13 protein-coding genes are annotated in these 15,898 nt (G+C 72.1%); 5 read left to right on the forward strand and 8 right to left on the reverse strand.

Translation table 11 applies throughout. From position 1 onward, the window contains the following. Positions 1 to 62: 62 nt before the first annotated feature. Complete coding sequence (gene nrdR / locus ACIBMZ_RS06745; protein ID WP_350693877.1) at positions 63 to 551, reverse strand: transcriptional regulator NrdR; 489 nt, start codon at positions 549 to 551, stop codon at positions 63 to 65. A gap of 554 nt (positions 552 to 1,105) precedes the next feature. Here nrdR and lexA point away from each other — a divergent pair. Further along, on the forward strand, positions 1,106 to 1,885 hold the full coding sequence (gene lexA / locus ACIBMZ_RS06750; protein WP_396691605.1) for a transcriptional repressor LexA: 780 nt from the start codon (positions 1,106 to 1,108) through the stop codon (positions 1,883 to 1,885). A 61-nt stretch (positions 1,886 to 1,946) separates the two neighbouring features. Here the strand turns inward: lexA and ACIBMZ_RS06755 are convergent, their stop codons facing one another. Then, positions 1,947 to 3,902 (reverse strand): hypothetical protein, encoded by a 1,956-nt coding sequence (locus ACIBMZ_RS06755; protein WP_396691606.1) that lies wholly within the window; start codon positions 3,900 to 3,902, stop codon positions 1,947 to 1,949. Positions 3,903 to 3,954: 52 nt separating this feature from the next. Continuing rightward, on the reverse strand, positions 3,955 to 5,403 hold the full coding sequence (gene hflX / locus ACIBMZ_RS06760; RefSeq protein WP_396691607.1) for a GTPase HflX: 1,449 nt from the start codon (positions 5,401 to 5,403) through the stop codon (positions 3,955 to 3,957). A 174-nt stretch (positions 5,404 to 5,577) separates the two neighbouring features. On the opposite strand from hflX, the gene ACIBMZ_RS06765 reads away from it, so the two are divergent. After that, positions 5,578 to 7,050, forward strand: coding sequence for an NAD-dependent malic enzyme (locus tag ACIBMZ_RS06765; RefSeq protein WP_396691608.1), 1,473 nt, complete (start codon positions 5,578 to 5,580; stop codon positions 7,048 to 7,050). Between the two features lie 235 nt (positions 7,051 to 7,285). Here ACIBMZ_RS06765 and dapF read toward each other — a convergent pair whose 3' ends face one another. Genes dapF through ACIBMZ_RS06780 form a run of 3 tightly spaced genes read right to left on the reverse strand, consistent with a single transcriptional unit; the run spans position 7,286 to position 9,809 of the window. Then, positions 7,286 to 8,119 (reverse strand): diaminopimelate epimerase, encoded by an 834-nt coding sequence (dapF, locus tag ACIBMZ_RS06770; RefSeq protein WP_396691609.1) that lies wholly within the window; start codon positions 8,117 to 8,119, stop codon positions 7,286 to 7,288. An 8-nt stretch (positions 8,120 to 8,127) separates the two neighbouring features. Then, entirely contained in the window at positions 8,128 to 9,159 is a 1,032-nt protein-coding gene (gene miaA, locus ACIBMZ_RS06775) for a tRNA (adenosine(37)-N6)-dimethylallyltransferase MiaA (protein WP_396691893.1), read from the reverse strand. After that, positions 9,042 to 9,809 (reverse strand): class III extradiol dioxygenase subunit B-like domain-containing protein, encoded by a 768-nt coding sequence (locus ACIBMZ_RS06780; protein WP_396691610.1) that lies wholly within the window; start codon positions 9,807 to 9,809, stop codon positions 9,042 to 9,044. Before ACIBMZ_RS06780 ends, miaA begins: the two co-directional genes overlap by 118 nt. A gap of 259 nt (positions 9,810 to 10,068) precedes the next feature. Here ACIBMZ_RS06780 and ACIBMZ_RS06785 point away from each other — a divergent pair, with 259 nt between their 5' ends. Together ACIBMZ_RS06785 and ACIBMZ_RS06790 are read left to right on the forward strand one after the other, a co-directional pair. Continuing rightward, complete coding sequence (locus ACIBMZ_RS06785) at positions 10,069 to 11,277, forward strand: DUF349 domain-containing protein (RefSeq protein WP_396691611.1); 1,209 nt, start codon at positions 10,069 to 10,071, stop codon at positions 11,275 to 11,277. A 418-nt stretch (positions 11,278 to 11,695) separates the two neighbouring features. Next, positions 11,696 to 13,129: an RICIN domain-containing protein gene (locus ACIBMZ_RS06790; protein ID WP_396691612.1), complete on the forward strand. Its 1,434-nt coding sequence runs from the start codon at positions 11,696 to 11,698 to the stop codon at positions 13,127 to 13,129. Positions 13,130 to 13,175: 46 nt separating this feature from the next. Here ACIBMZ_RS06790 and miaB read toward each other — a convergent pair whose 3' ends face one another. Further along, positions 13,176 to 14,681 (reverse strand): tRNA (N6-isopentenyl adenosine(37)-C2)-methylthiotransferase MiaB, encoded by a 1,506-nt coding sequence (gene miaB, locus ACIBMZ_RS06795; protein ID WP_396691613.1) that lies wholly within the window; start codon positions 14,679 to 14,681, stop codon positions 13,176 to 13,178. A 51-nt stretch (positions 14,682 to 14,732) separates the two neighbouring features. On the opposite strand from miaB, the gene ACIBMZ_RS06800 reads away from it, so the two are divergent. Continuing rightward, positions 14,733 to 14,951 carry a DUF2277 family protein gene (locus ACIBMZ_RS06800; RefSeq protein ID WP_117226614.1) on the forward strand — a complete coding sequence of 73 codons (219 nt, stop codon included), beginning with the start codon at positions 14,733 to 14,735 and terminating at the stop codon, positions 14,949 to 14,951. Between the two features lie 220 nt (positions 14,952 to 15,171). On the opposite strand, the gene ACIBMZ_RS06805 is transcribed toward ACIBMZ_RS06800, so the two are convergent. After that, positions 15,172 to 15,651 carry a hypothetical protein gene (locus tag ACIBMZ_RS06805; protein WP_396691614.1) on the reverse strand — a complete coding sequence of 160 codons (480 nt, stop codon included), beginning with the start codon at positions 15,649 to 15,651 and terminating at the stop codon, positions 15,172 to 15,174. Between the last annotated feature and the right edge of the window lie 247 nt (positions 15,652 to 15,898).

A 15,898-nucleotide genomic window follows, 5' to 3' on the forward strand; every position in this document is an offset into this window, starting at 1 on the left:
CCGCCCCCTCGCTCACGCGGGCACCCCGCGCGATCCGACTGTCACTACTGCTGCTCAGACGTTCACTGCGCGTGGGCCGTCTCGGCCCCGGCGCCCTCCCGGGCGCGCGCGGCGGCCCGCAGCGTCTCGATCTCCTGCTCGAAGTCGGCGAGCGAGTCGAACGACCGGTAGACGCTGGCGAACCGCAGGTAGGCGACCTCGTCCAGGTCCCGTAGGGGACCCAGGATGGCCAGCCCGACATCGTGGCTCGGGATCTCGGCGGCCCCCTTGGCGCGAATGGTCTCCTCGACCCGCTGCGCCAGGATCGCGATCGAGTCCTCGTCGACCGGCCGCCCCTGGCACGCCTTGCGCACCCCACCGATGATCTTCGTCCGGCTGAACGGCTCGGTCACCCCGCTGCGCTTGACCACCGCCAGCACCGCCTCCTCGACGGTGGTGAACCGTTTGCCGCACTCCGGGCAGGAGCGCCGCCGACGGATCAACTGACCGTCGTCCGCCTCCCGCGAGTCGACCACCCGGGAGTCGGCGTGCCGGCAGTACGGACACCGCATCGCCCGACCTCCTTGATCGACTTCGGGTACGCCCCCATCCGCCTCCGGGCACACGCAGGGACGGCGGAGCCGTCCCGCAGGACGGCCGCCGGCTCGGCGGCGCGGAAAGTGCGGTGGGTAGTCGAACCCAACCTGTAGGCGACTTACGCCCATGTGACTACTACATCTAGGGGTCGAACCTATGCCGCTGGCGATCCGAGGTCAAGTTGACCGGCGTGTCCGGCGCGTCACCCGCCCTCCCCTCTCCACCCGACCTGAGAACCAACGCGGACCGGTGGCGGGGGTTACCGTCCGGCCGGACAGGATCACCGACAATCCGTACGGGGTCGAACACGCGTTCGACCCCGCGTACCATTTATCAGAACGGGCGTACGACTGTCGCGGTTTTCCGGCCCGACACGCGGAGATAGGTCGTACAGATGTTTGAAAATGACCGATCCCACCGATACGGTCATGAACAGCCGGAGGTGACCATGGTCGCCGCACCGGCCGACAGATCACCGTGCGCACCACGAGCCGCCGAGGCACCCCAGCGCCGACCAGGGAGGACGGACGTGACCGAGGACCGGGCCAACCGGCCGCAGAGCCCGCAGCAGAGCATCGAGGCGGGTCCGCCGGCCGCCCGTCGCCGCAGCGTCACCCGCACCCGCTCCGGGCAGCCCGCCGTGCGCCCGGTGACCCCGGTGGTCAGTGGCTTCCCCGACCCGGCGACCGTCGACCTGACCGCCCGCCAGCGGCGCATCCTCGACTTCATCCGCACCTGGGTGGAGCGGCACGGTTACCCGCCGAGCGTGCGGGAGATCGGCGAGGCGGTCGGGCTGGTCTCCCCGTCGAGCGTCGCCTACCAGCTCAAGGAGTTGGAGAAGAAGGGCTTCCTGCGGCGCGACCCGAACCGGCCGCGCGCGGTCGACGTCCGCTCCCCCAGCGTCGACGACGAGCTGGCCCGCTCGCAACGACCCACCCCGGCGTACGTGCCGATGCTCGGCCGGATCGCCGCCGGTGGGCCGATCCTCGCCGAGCAGTCGATGGAGGAGGTCTTCCCGCTGCCTCGCGAGTTGGTCGGCGAGGGTGAGGTCTTCATGCTCCAGGTCAAGGGCGACTCGATGCTCGACGCGGCGATCTGCGACGGCGACTGGGTGGTCGTCCGGCAGCAGCCGACCGCCGACTCCGGCGAGATCGTCGCCGCCATGCTGGACGGCGAGGCGACCGTGAAGACCTACCGGCGGCGCGACGGCCACGTCTGGCTGATGCCGCAGAACCCGGCCTTCGACCCGATCCCCGGTGACGACGCCACCATCATGGGCCGGGTCGTCGCGGTGCTGCGCCGGATCTGAACGACGACGCGGCCGGTGCTGACCCGAGGTCAGCACCGGCCGCCGTCGGCAATGGCTGCCGTCAGTACCGGTCGCCTCGGTAGCCGTAGTTGCCGCCCGGCATCTGGCCGTACGGCTCGTTGCCGTCCTCGCGGTACCGACCGGAACGCCGACCCCGGTAGTCCGGCTCGCCGCCGGGTCCACCCCGCCGGGGCGGCTCCGCGCGGCCTCCAGCGCCACCACCGGGCTGTCCGCCCCGCCCACCGCCGGGCGGCCCGCCCGCGCGTCCACCGCCGCCACCGGGCATCCCGCCGCCGCGGCCACCACCCGGGGCACCGCCACCCGGGGCACCGCCACCGCGCCCGCCGCCACCGGGCGGCCCGCCGGCCCGGCCACCGCCACCGCCGTAGACCCCACCGCCGGAACGGCCACCGCCACCCTGAGCCGGGCGTCCGCCGCCGCCCTGCGACGGGCGGCCACCGCCACCGGGACGGCCGCCGTAGACCGGGCCGCCCTCGCCACCCGACCGGCCACCCTGGTCGCCGGAGCGGCCACCGCCACCTCCGCCGCCGTAGACGCCACCGCTCTGAGCCGGGCGGGCACCGTTGGCACCCGCCGGACGGCCACCGCCGTAGACCGCACCCGACCGGGCGCCCTCGGGCCGGTCGCCCTTCGCCGACCCGCCGTAGACGGCACCGGACGGGGCCCCGCCGTACACCGCGCCCCGACCCCGGTCCTTCGGGCCGAAGCCGTCGTCCGTGCGGCTCGGGCCGTCGTCATCGTCGCCGTCGCGGCTCTTGCCCGCCGGCACCGGACGCTTGCGGGCCCGCAGGATGCCGACGATGCCGGCGCCCACCAGCAACGCGCCGAGCACACCGACGGTGGCGATCAGGTAGGTGATGTCGTCCAGGGTCAGCCCGTCGAACCACGACCGACCGGCCGCGTTCTTCACCGCGTCCGGGTCGTCGGCCAGGCTCTTCGGGCCTTCGGTCGACGGCGTGTAGCTGAGGATGTCGACCGGCTCGTTGTCGTCGAGGTGCCCCGCGTCGGAGACGGTCAGGAAGGTCTTCCCGTCGAGCGAGTACGCGATCGCCTCGCCGAACGGGTCGGCCAGCGGGGTCACCCGGGGCGTGCCCGTGGTCAGCGCCGTGACGATGTCGCCGTTCTGCACGTCGTACTCGAAGGCGTCGGCGTACGTGCGCAGCACCACCCGGGCGCCGTCCGGCGACCGGGCCGCACCGGTGATCGCCACCCGCCCGAAGGTGCTCAGCGGGTTCTCGGTGTCGGTCTTGGGCAACTCGATGTCGCCGAGCTTCTTCATCGGCACCGGCTCGGTGTCGCCGGTCTTGAGCGCGCCGTCGGCGGTGAAGATCTCCGCCTTGCCGGACGTCACCTTCGTGATGATCAACGGCAGGTTGTCGTTGCCGATCAGCAGCGCCTCGGCGTCGCGGGGCTTGCCGTCCGGGTACGCCAACCGGTGCAGGACCGGCGACTTGCTGCCGTTGATCGGCATGCTCCAGACCGCCACCCGTTCGCGGCGCTGCCGACTGGTGATGTTGTCGCCGGTGTCGGCGATCCACAACGTGTTGCCGTCCGGCGAGACGGCGAGGTCCTCGGTGTCGAACGGCCCCGCACCGGAGTAACGGACGTCGCGGGTGACATCGCAGTCCTTGTTGAGGTAGAAGACCCGCTTGCGGCTGTCCTGGTCGGTGCTGTCGTTGATCACGATGTACCCGTTACGGGTGACCACCAGACCGGACATCTCCCGCAGCCGGGAGTCGGTGACCGAACACTGCTTCTTGGGGGCCGCCGCCAGCGGCGCGCCGGCCACCGGTGCCGCCGCCACCGGCGCGACCGCACCGGCGGCGAGCAGCGGACCTCGGTCGGTCGGTGCGACCGGCGGGGCGACATCGGTCACCGGCGATGCGGCGTACGCGGGTGGCGACGACCCGGGCGCGGCGAGAGTGACGCCGGTGACCGCCACGGTGGCCCCGAACAGGCCGAGCGCAACCGTGACCGAGGAGACAGTGCGGTGCATGGAAGGAAGTGTCGCACGCCCCACGTTTCCTTCGGGTGACGCGCCTGGACGGTCACCGCGCGGCACGAACCGCCTGCGACGCGTCGATGTACGCGGTCAGTTCGGCGGCGAGCGCCTCGTTGACGCGTACGTGCAGCATGGTGCCCTCGGCCAGGTGCGCGGTGCTGAGCACCTCGCCCTGCCGGTGCAGGCGGGCCACCAGGTCACCCCGCTCGTACGGCAGCACCACCCGCAACTCCACCGCCGGGCGTGGCAGGCGCTGCTCGATCGCCGTCCGCAGGTCGTCGATGCCACGGCCGCGGTGCGCGGAGACGAAGATCGCCTCCGGCCAGAGCCGCTTGAGGTGCAGCAGGGTCTCCTCGTCGGCGGCGTCGGTCTTGTTGACCACCAACAGCTCGGGCAGCCGGTCGGCACCGACCTCGCCGAGGACCTCTCGGACGGCCCGGACCTGCTCCTGCGGATCGGGGTGGGCACCGTCGACCACGTGCACCACCAGGTCGGCCTCGGCGACCTCCTCCAGCGTCGAGCGGAACGCCTCGACGATCTGGTGCGGCAGGTGCCGGACGAACCCGACCGTGTCCGACAGGGTGTAGACGCGCCCGTCGGCGGTGGTGGCGCGGCGGGTGGTCGGGTCGAGCGTGGCGAAGAGCGCGTCCTCGACCAGCACGCCGGCACCGGTGAGCCGGTTGAGCAGGCTCGACTTGCCGGCGTTGGTGTAACCGGCGATGGCCACGGCGGGCACCGAGTTACGGGTACGCCGGGCGCGCTTGGTCTCGCGTACCGTCCGCATGGCCTTGATCTCGCGGCGGAGCCGGGCGATGCGGTGGCGGATGCGCCGCCGGTCGGTCTCCAGCTTGGTCTCACCGGGACCACGCACACCGACGCCGCCACCGGCGCCGCCGCCACGGCCGGAACCGCCGGTCTGGCGGGACAGCGTCTCACCCCAACCGCGCAGGCGGGGCAGCAGGTATTCGAGCTGGGCCAACTCGACCTGGGCCCGACCCTCCTTGCTCTTGGCGTGCTGGGCGAAGATGTCGAGGATCAGCGCCGTCCGGTCGACCACCTTGACCTTGGTGCGCTGTTCCAGGTTGCGGAGCTGGGACGGGGACAACTCACCGTCACAGATGACCGTGTCGGCACCGGCGGAGAGCACCACCGCGCCCAGGTCGTCGACCTTGCCCCGGCCGATGTAGGTGGCCGGGTCCGGCCGGGTACGCCGTTGGATCAGCCCTTCGAGCACCTGCGAACCGGCGGTCTCGGCCAGCGCGGCCAGCTCGGTCAGGGAGTTCTCCGCGTCGGTCTGGCTGCCCTCGGTCCAGACGCCGACCAGGACCACCCGCTCCAGCCGGAGCTGGCGGTATTCGACCTCGGTGACGTCGGTCAGCTCGGTGGAGAGGCCGGGGACCCGTCGCAGTGCCTGCCGCTCGGAGAGCTCGTAATCGCCGGTGGTGGCGTCGGGCTCGTCGTCGGGAAATGGAACGTGGGTCTCCTGGTCGCGCAAGCGTCTCTCCTGTCCGTTCTGTGCATGTACCGAGCAATCCTGACATGTGTCAACGCCGGGTGCACCTGCTATATGCCCACCGTCGGAACGGACAAAAGCGGGGGCGGCTGCCAGCCGCCCGAGCAGGGCGAGTAGAAATGGGCCAGCCGTTCAGCGCCGACGGAGGGGATCCGCGTGCCCACCACCCGACTGCCCAGTGCCGGATTCTCGATCACGATCCGGATCGCCGTACCCGCCGATGCGTCCTCGATCGGGCGGTTGACCACCTCCGTGGGCGAGGCCGGCGCCATCGTCACCGCGCTGGACGTGGTCGACTCCGACCCGACCCACGTGATCGTGGACCTCACCTGCGACACCGCCGACGCCGGGCACGCCGACCAGGTCGTGGACGCGCTCAGCACGTTGGACGGCGTGGACGTGCGCAAGGTCTCCGACCGCACCTTCCTGCTGCACCTCGGCGGCAAGATCGAGGTCAGCTCGAAGGTGGCGCTGCGGACCCGCGACGAACTGTCCCGGGCGTACACCCCGGGGGTGGCGCGGGTCTGCCAGGCGATCGCGGAGAACCCCGCCGACGCCCGACGACTGACCATCAAGCGCAACACGGTCGCCGTGGTCAGCGACGGCTCGGCCGTGCTCGGGCTGGGCAACCTCGGGCCGGCCGCCTCGCTGCCGGTGATGGAGGGCAAGGCGGCGCTGTTCAAGCGGTTCGGCGGGGTCGACGCCTGGCCGGTGGTGCTGGACACCCAGGACACCGACGAGATCGTCGCCATCGTGAAGGCGATCGCGCCCGCGTACGGCGGGATCAACCTGGAGGACATCGCCGCGCCGCGCTGCTTCGAGATCGAGGCCCGGCTGCGCGAGGCGCTGGACATCCCGGTCTTCCACGACGACCAGCACGGCACCGCGATCTGCGTGCTCGCCGCGTTGACCAACGCGTTGCGCGTCGTGGGCAAGCAGCTCGCCGACGTGCGGGTGGTGGTCTCCGGAGCCGGCGCGGCGGGCACCGCGATCATGAAGCTGCTGCTGCGCCAGGGCGTCGGCGACATCATCGCGTACGACCGGCAGGGCGCCCTGCACCGCGGTCAGACCGACCTCAACCCGGCCTGGCAGTGGCTGGCCGAGAACACCAACCGGGACGGCTACTCCGGTGACCTGGCCGGCGCGCTCAACGGCGCGGACGTCTTCATCGGGGTGAGCGCGCCGAACCTGCTCACCGGCGACGACGTCGCCACCATGGCCAAGGACTCGATCGTCTTCGCGCTGGCCAACCCGGACCCGGAGGTCGACCCCCGGGAGGCGCGCAAGCACGCCGCCGTGGTCGCCACCGGCCGCTCCGACCAGCCGAACCAGATCAACAACGTGCTCGCCTTCCCGGGCGTGTTCCGCGGCATGCTCGACGCGCACGCCGAGGAGTTCACCGAGGAGATGGCGCTGGCCGCCGCCCGGGCCATCGCCGACGTGGTCGGCGAGGAGAAGATCAACCCGACGGTCATCGTGCCCAGCGTCTTCGACTCCCGGGTGGCCCCGGCGGTGGCCGCCGCCGTCCGCGCCGCCGCCCAGAACCCGGCCGTCACCCCGCCCCCCGCCGCCGACCCGGGCCCGGCCGACCTCCCCGAGATCGCTGCCAACGCCTCCGCCACCCCCTGACGCCCGTCACGCTGACGCCCGGCTCCGGCCGCGCCCGGCACTCTGGACGCGTCAGACCGGGCTACCCGGCCCTGCACACCGTCGGGTAGCCCCGGAGACCGCCGGCACCGCCGATCATGAAGTTGTGGCACAGACAAAGCCCACTGAATAGGGCATATCGCCGACCACAACTCCATGATCGGCGCGGTCGGTGGGTGCGGCGTCGGCGGGGGCGGGGGCGCGGTGCCGGGAGTGGTCAGGTGAGGGTGAGGGTGCCGGTGGCCACCAGGACTGCGGGGCCGGAGAGCCAGCAGGAGTCCTCCTCGACGGTCACCGTGAGACGGCCGCCGGGCACGTCGACCGCGACCGTGCCGGTCTCCCGCCCGACGTCGTGCAGAGCGACGGCGGCGACCGCGCACGCGCCGGTGCCGCAGGACAGCGTCTCGGCCGAGCCGCGCTCGTAGACGCGCATCAGCACGTGCGGGTCACCGTCGGCGGCGCCCTCACCGGCAGCGGTGAACTCGACGTTCACCCCGTGCGGGAAGAGCTCCTCGTCGACGTGGGGCGCCCGGGTCAGGTCCAGGCCGGCGAGGTCCAGGCCGGCGGGCAGCGGGCAGACCAGATGCGGATTGCCGACGTCCACCGCCGTGCCGGGCAGGGCCAGCCCGCCCAGGGCTGCGGTCGAGGCGGCGTACAACCGGGGACGCCGCATCTGGACGGCGACGGTGTCGCCGTCGACCCGGGCGTGCACGATGCCGGCGCGGGTGGCCACCGGCAGGTCGCCGTCGCCCGGGGTGGCCAGCCCGTTCTCCAGCAGGTACCGGACGAAGACCCGCGTGCCGTTGCCGCACATCTCGGCGAAGGAGCCGTCGGAGTTCCAGTAGTCCATGAACCACTCGGCCTCGCCGGCCAGGGCCACGCCGTCGGGGTGCTTGGCGGCACGGACCACGCGCAGCACGCCGTCCCCGCCGAGGCCGCGTCGCCGGTCGCAGATCGTCGCCACCAGGTCGGGCGTCAGATCGAGCGCGCCGTCCGGGTCGGGCAGGATCACGAAGTCGTTGGCGGTGCCGTGTCCCTTGGTGAACTCCACGCCTTCCATCATGGCGCAGCGGAGCGGGCCGCTCCGAGGGCGGCCTCGATCAGTGCCGGATCGGCCGAGTCGAGCCAGCGTACGCGCGGATCGCGGCGGAACCAGGACCGTTGGCGGCGGACGAAACGTCGGGTGGCCCGGATCGTCTCGTCGTGTGCCTCGGTCTCGGTCAGCTCACCGGCGAGGAAGCGCAGTACCTGCTGGTAGCCGAGCGCCCGGCTGGCCGTACGCCCCTGCGCCAGGCCGTGGCCGACCAGCTCGCGGGTCTCGGCGACCAGGCCGTCGGCCCACATCCGGTCCACCCGCAGGGCGATGCGCTCGTCGAGCCGGGCCGTGTCCAGGTCGACGCCGAGCTGGACGGCCGGGTAGTAAGGCGTCGGTTCCGGCAGGGCGGCGGTGAAGGGCCGACCGGTCAGCTCGATGACCTCCAGCGCCCGGACGATCCGCCGGCCGTTGCCGGGCAGGATGCCGTCGGCTGCCACCGGGTCGGCCGCGCGCAGCCGCGCGTACAGCGGTGCCGGGCCGACGGCGGCCAGCTCGCCCTCCAGGCGTTCGCGCAGCGCCGGGTCGGTGCCGGGGAACTCGAACCGCTCCAGCACCGCCCGCACGTACAGTCCGGAGCCGCCGACCAGCAGCGGCACCCGGCCCCGGGCCAGGATGTCGTCGATCGCCGCGCGGGCCAGTCGTTGGTACTCCGCGACGCTGGCCGGTTCGGTCACCTCCCAGAGGTCCAGCAGGTGGTGCGGCACGCCCTCGCGTTCGGCGACGGTGAGCTTCGCGGTGCCGATGTCCAGGCCCCGGTAGAGCTGCATCGAGTCGGCGTTGACGACCTCACCGCCGAGCGCGTGCGCCAGCGCGATGCTCAGCGCCGACTTGCCCGCCGCGGTCGGCCCGACCACCGCGACCACCGTGCCCGGGGCGCTCATGCCCGCTCCCAGTTCGCCACCAGGTAGGCCACGCCGTAGGGGGCGCTGTGGTGCCGCAGTTCGCCGTGCCAGTCGCCGCCGCTGGCCCGCGCCGCACCGGCGAGCACCTGCCAGGGCGCCCGCCCGGCGACCCGGAGCTGCGCCGACCGGACGGGGTCCAGGCCGAGCAGCGCGTCGACGTCCGCGTCGGCGAGGGCTTCGGCGACCGTCTCGTCGTACGCCTCGGCGCGCGGGTCGGCGTAGCCGGGCGCCTTCTCGCCCCGGCAGGCCGACCCGTCCCCCATCACCAGCAGCGCCCAGGGTCGGCCGGACACGAGACGGGCACCGAGGTCGGCACACGCTCCGACCGACGCGTCCGCCGCCACGGTCGACATGCGCCACGTCGCGCCACCGGACGCGGGCGACGGGTGACGGTTCAGCGCGTCGCCGGACGCGGGCGACGGGTGACGATTCAGCAGCCAGGCACCGACGAGCAGGCCGAGTGGTAGGCGGTCGGTGCCGGGCCGGTCACCGGGGAGGTCGCCGAGGCGTACCTCCAGCGGCAGGCCCCAGGGCGCGAAGCTGCCCTGGAACGGCGGATCGAGCGCGGCGGTGCGCTCGGCGGCCCCGACCACCAGCACGTCGTGCGCGCCCGAGTCGAGCAGCCGGGCGACGGCGGCGTCACAGGCGGCGCGGAGGTCGTCCAGTTCGGGCGCGGCGGCACCGGCCACCTCGGGGACCAGCAGCGGTGGGTGGGGGCAGACGGCGGCGGCGACCAGTGGCACCCGGCAACCGTATCGGGCGGCCGGGCAGGTGGCGCCGAGCACCGGCCGGCGGGCCCCTCGGTCGTACGCCGTTCGGCGAAAAGCGGCACGCCGGTTCGGACGGTGACGACAGAGGGCTAGGACACCGTATGGTCACGGTCGGCGATAGGCGCTCGACGCGGACCGGGGCGGACCTGTGACAATGCCCGGAGAACTTTGACTGCGCCGTGGCGGGCCCGGGAGGCTGCTCCCTGGGCACCGGGAGATCGAGGATGGGCACATGAGCGACTGGACTGCCTTCGGACGGGTGGACGCGGACGGCACCGTTTACGTCAAGACCGCCGAGGGCGAGCGGGTGGTCGGATCCTGGCAGGCGGGAGCACCCGAGGAGGGGTTGGCGCACTTCGCGCGCCGCTTCGCCGACCTGGTGACCGAGGTGGATCTGACCGAGGCGCGGCTCAACTCCGGCGCGGCGGACGCCAACCATTCGCTGAGCACGATCCGGCGCATCCGTGCCTCGTTGGCCGAGGCACACGTGGTCGGCGACATCGACGCCCTTGCCGCCCGGCTCGACAAGCTCGCCACGGTGGCCGAGGAGAAGGCCGGCGAGGCGCGGGCCGCCAAGGAGGCCGCCCGGACCGAGGCTCTGGCGCGCAAGACCGCGCTCGTCGAGGAGGCCGAGAAGCTGGCCGCCGAGTCGACCGGCTGGAAGACCGCCGGCGACCGGCTCAAGGAGATCCTCGACGAGTGGAAGACCATCCGGGGGGTCGACAAGAAGACCGACGGCGAGCTGTGGAAGCGGTTCGCCGCCGCCCGGGACGGTTTCACCCGCCGCCGGGGCGCCCACTTCGCCTCCCTGGACGCGCAGCGCAAGCAGGCGCAGACGGTCAAGGAGGAACTGGTCGCCGAGGCCGAGAAGATCAAGGACTCCAGTGAGTGGGCGTCCACGGCCAACCAGCTCAAGGAGCTGATGAACCAGTGGAAGGCCGCCCCGCGCGCCTCCAAGGAGGCCGAGCAGCGGCTCTGGGAGAGGTTCCGCGCCGCGCAGGACGCCTTCTTCACCCGGCGCAGTGAGGTCTTCTCGGCACGGGACAACGAGCAGCGCGCCAACCTGGAGCGCAAGCAGGCGCTGCTCGCCGAGGCCGAGGCGCTCGACGTCGAGGGCGACCCGAAGGGCGCGCAGGCCAAGCTGCGCGACATCCAGGCACAGTGGCACGAGGCCGGACGGGTTCCCCGGGAGGCGGCGGCCGGGCTGGAGCGCCGGCTGCGGACCATCGACGAGAAGGTCCGCGAGGTGATGGACTCGGCCTGGCGCCGGACCACCCGAGAGGACAACCCGCTGCTGGCCCAGATGCGGTCCCAGGTGGCCGAGGCCGAGGAGCGGCTGGCCCGTGCCCAGGCGGCCGGCGACGCCCGACGGATCAAGGAGGCCGAGCAGGCGCTCGCCTCGAAGCGGCAGTTCCTCCAGTTGGCCGAACAGGCTGGCTGAGCGCACCCCGGACGACCCCGGTTCCCGTATGGGAGCCGGGGTTTTTCCGTCGCCGAAACCCCTGGTCAGCACGATGTGAACGTACGACATTTACATCGAGCCGATTCTATGGTTACCTGGGGAAAGCGTTTGCCCTCCGGGGCCAGACACGCCGAGCCACTCCGACCCACTCCGTCCGACGGCAGGCCGCACTCCGCGAACACCCCGGCACCGCCGCCCCTGGGCAGGGCAGTCACCGGCGCCGGAGCGTACCCCCTGCCGACCGGATGACGCATCGAGGCCGACGCCACGGGACGCACCACCGGCACCCGATCGTGGCGGGCCGCATCGCGGACGCGTCCGGGCAGCGACAGTCGGTCCGCGAACACCACGCGTCGTCCGGCCCGTTCCGCGTACCCGAGGATGAGGAGAAATCTCCGTGCTTGCATTCGTCACGCGTCGCCTGACCCGGCGACTCGCGGCGCTGGCCGCCACGGCGGTCGCGCTGCCCACGGCGCTCGTCGCGGTGACGGCCGCCCCCGCCACGGCGGCGACCGTCGACACCAGTGCGTACTACGTGTTCGTGAACCGCAACAGCGGCAAGGCGATGGACCTGTGGAACTGGTCCACCGCCGACGGCGGCGAGATCCGGCAGTTCACCCGCGCCGACGGCAACAACCAGCAGTTCCAGTTCGTCGACGTGGGCAGCGGCTACTACCAGCTCCGGAACCGGCACTCCGGCAAGGTCGTCAGCATCCCCAACTCGAACGACGGCGTACAGGTCACCCAGGTCACCGCGAGCAGCGACACCAAGCAGCACTTCCGGCTCGCGGACTCCGCCAACGGCGACGTCCGGTTCATCAGCCGGCACAGCAACAAGGCCCTCGAAGTGTGGCAGTGGTCCACCGCCGACGGTGGGATCGTCTCGCAGTACGCCGACATCGACGGCGCCAACCAACGGTGGCAGTTGGTCCGGCTCGGTGGTGGCACCACTCCCCCGCCGAACCCCGGCCCGCAGACGGGACTGGTCGGCTGGGCCACCCAGAACGGCGGCACCAGCGGCGGTGGCAGCGCCGGCACCACCACGGTGACCACCGCCTCGGCGCTGACCAGCGCGCTCGGCTCCAGCAGCGCGGCGGTGATCCGGGTCTCCGGCACCATCAACTGCTCGGGCATGCTGCGGGTCCGGTCCAACAAGACCATCCTCGGCAACGCGGGCGCGACGATCGTCGGGTGCGGCTTCACCATCAACGGTGACCGCAACGTGATCATCCGGAACCTGACGTTCCGCAACTGGGGCGACGACGCGATCAACATCGAGCAGTCGGCCACCAACATCTGGGTCGACCACAACACCTTCAGCGCCGGCTACGACGGCGCGGTCGACATCAAGCGCGGCTCCGACTTCATCACCGTGTCGTGGAACCGGGTGTTCAGCCACGACAAGACCATGCTGCTCGGGCACAGCGACGACAACGCCGGTCAGGACGTCGGCAGGCTGCGGGTGTCGTACCACCACAACTGGTTCGACGGCAGCAACCAGCGCAACCCCCGGGTCCGCTTCGGCAACCCGGTGCACGTCTACAACAACTTCTACAGCAACGTGCGCGGCTACGGCGTGGCGTCCACGATGAACGCCGGTGTGCTGGTCGAGGGCAACTACTTCGAGAACACTCCCGACCCGTTCCACCGGGGTGAGGGCGACTCCGGCCCCGGCTCACTGGTGGCCCGCAACAACCACTTCGTCAACTCGGGCAGCGGACAGAGTGGCGGCAGCGTGGCCGGAATCCCGTACGCGTACACCCTGGACACGCCGAGCAACGTCAAGTCGATCGTGACGGGCGGCGCGGGCGCCGGACGGATCTCGGTCTGACCGCGCGGGCCGGTCGGGGCGCGGCACGCCGGGCCCCGACCGGCTCTCAGGTCGCGACGGCGCAGCCGCTCGTCGGCGCGGGCACCACGGCCGGCGCGCCGACCGACGGCAACCCGAGCAACACCCCGGGGGTACGCGGCGAGCGACCCGCCTCGGCCGCGTCACCGGCCCGGGTACGCCGGTGCGACAGCGGCTCCCCGTCCGCGTTGAGGTGGTGCGGGGCGGCGTAGGTGATCGCGGTGTGCACGATGTCGCCCGGCCGGATCGAACCCGGCTCGACCGCACCGGTCGCGAAGTGCACCAGGCGGCCGTCGCGGGCCCGGCCGGACATCCGGCCGGTGCGCTCGTCCTTGCGGCCCTCCCCGACGGCGACCAGCACCTCGACGGTCTCACCGACCAGCTTGCGGTTCTCCGCCCAGGTGATCTCCTCCACGCAGGCGATCAACCGCTCGTACCGCTCCTGCACGACCTGCTTGGGCAGTTGGCCGTCCATGGTCGCGGCGGGCGTGCCGGGGCGCTTGGAGTACTGGAACGTGAAGGCGGAGGAGAACCGCGCCTCGCGGACCACGTCCAGCGTGCGCGCGAAGTCCGCCTCGGTCTCGCCGGGGAACCCGACGATGATGTCCGTGGTGATCGCCGCGTCCGGCATGGCGGCGCGGACCTTCTCGATGATGCCCAGGTACTTGTCCGACCGGTACGACCGGCGCATCGCCCGCAGCACCTCGTCGGAGCCGGACTGCAACGGCATGTGCAGCGCGTGGCAGACGTTCGGCGTCTCGGCCATCGCGGCGATCACGTCGTCGGTGAAGTCCTTCGGGTGCGGGCTGGTGAACCGGACCCGCTCCAGCCCGTCGATCTCGCCGCAGGCGCGCAGCAGCTTGCCGAAGGCGTACCGGTCGCCGAACTCCACGCCGTACGAGTTGACGTTCTGCCCGAGCAGCGTCACCTCCAGCACGCCCTCGTCGACGAGCGCGCGGACCTCGCTGAGGATGTCGCCGGGCCGGCGGTCCTTCTCCCGGCCCCGCAGCGACGGCACGATGCAGAAGGTGCAGGTGTTGTTGCACCCCACCGAGATCGACACCCACCCGGCGTACGTGGACTCGCGGCGGGTCGGCAGCGTCGACGGAAACACGTCGAGGGCTTCGAGGATCTCCACCTCGGCGGCCGTGTTGTGCCGGGCCCGCTCCAGCAGCACCGGCAGCGAGCCGATGTTGTGGGTGCCGAAGACCACGTCGACCCAGGGCGCCTTGCGGACGATGTCGCCGCGGTCCTTCTGGGCCAGGCAGCCGCCGACTGCGATCTGCATCCCCGGGTGCCGGTCCTTGACCGGTCGCAGGTGCCCGAGGTTGCCGTACAGTCGGTTGTCGGCGTTCTCGCGGACCGCGCAGGTGTTGAACACCACCACGTCCGGGTTGTCGTCGGCCTCGCCCGCGCGGACGTAGCCCGCCTGCTCGAGCAGGCCGGAAATGCGCTCGGAGTCGTGCACGTTCATCTGGCAGCCGTAGGTGCGCACCTGGTAGGTGCGCGGGCCGCCCGCCGCTGCGGTAGTCATGACGTGCAAAGCGTAGCCGGACCCGTGGAAGGGTCGGAACGAGGAGGAGCCGTGTGCCGAAGCATCAAGACCCTGCGTGAGCCGTACACCCCACAGGTCACCGACGCGGACGTGGAGGCAGCGGCGTTGCAGTACGTCCGGAAGATCTCCGGATTCCGGGCCCCGGCGGCGCACAACGCCGCCGCGTTCGACGCCGCGGTGGCCGCGGTCGCCGCCGCCACCCGCACCCTGCTCGACGAACTCGTGGTCCGTGGTGCCCGCCCGAGCTGACGCCGCACCTCGTGGCCGGCCGTGGTGAAAGGAAGGGCACCTTACTAACGCCTGCGGTAGAGCAAGGGCCCCCTGTTAACCTGCAACCTCGCGTCCGCGGCTCGTCCCGTCGCCGAGCCGGCAGGCGGCGTACCGCTGTGAGCCGGCTGGGGGGGCGTGCCGCGTTAAGAGGGTGCCCGTGCTCTGCACGAGGCGTTAACAGGGGGCCCTTCCTTGCACCTCAGGCGGCGGCTAGGGCGGGGTTCACCGAGTCCGGGGTCCACCGCGACCCCCGGCACCGGGACCAGCCCCGACAGCGCGCGTCGGCCTCGGTGCAGAGGCGACGCTCGCTGAGCACCTCACCGTCGTCGGTCTCCCGCACGTCGAAGTGCACCGGGCGGATACTTCCGTCGGGTGCGACCAGCAGGTGCCGGGTCTCGTCGAGCGTGTCGTCGCGCAGCAGGCAGTTGCGGTCGAGCAGCCGGGCCAGCGCCGCGACGCTGGGCAGCTCGGGCAACCCGTCGGGTACGCCGTAACAGTCCACGATCGTGGCGAACTCCCCCGGTGCCTGCCACACGTCGCAGATCACCGCGTACGTTGGCAGACGGGCCGGATCGGCCACGGCCAGGGGCATCACCACCCGACCGAGTGCCTCGGCCAGTGCCGGGTAGACCTCCACCGGTCGTACCTGGTCGATTCTCCAGTTCCACAGCTCGGTCACGCCGCCTCCTCGCTGTGCTCGTTCCACCGGCCTCCGGATCGGGCCTTACTGACGATGGTGGGGGGCATTTGCCCCAAGCCGGGGGCAAGTTACCGGTCTGTGACCATTCTGGGCAAAATTTCCCGACACCACATCGCTGCGGGTAGCGGGAAGGTGACAGTTTATCGGGTATGGTCCGCGCTCCCACGCAGCGGCTCGCCGAGGCATCGTCCCGCGCGCCGGCCGCCTCCAGCAGGGCCACGACGCG

This window comes from Micromonospora sp. NPDC049900 (assembly GCF_044461025.1).
Taxonomy (GTDB): domain Bacteria; phylum Actinomycetota; class Actinomycetes; order Mycobacteriales; family Micromonosporaceae; genus Micromonospora.

What these genes read in the sequence shown, in the direction of transcription:
- nrdR (WP_350693877.1), bottom strand. Translation starts at nt 551, where the DNA reads ATGCGGTGTCCGTACTGCCGGCACGCCGACTCCCGGGTGGTCGACTCG.
- ACIBMZ_RS06755 (WP_396691606.1), bottom strand. Translation starts at nt 3,902, where the DNA reads ATGCACCGCACTGTCTCCTCGGTCACGGTTGCGCTCGGCCTGTTCGGG.
- ACIBMZ_RS06785 (WP_396691611.1), top strand. Translation starts at nt 10,069, where the DNA reads ATGAGCGACTGGACTGCCTTCGGACGGGTGGACGCGGACGGCACCGTT.
- miaB (WP_396691613.1), bottom strand. Translation starts at nt 14,681, where the DNA reads ATGACTACCGCAGCGGCGGGCGGCCCGCGCACCTACCAGGTGCGCACC.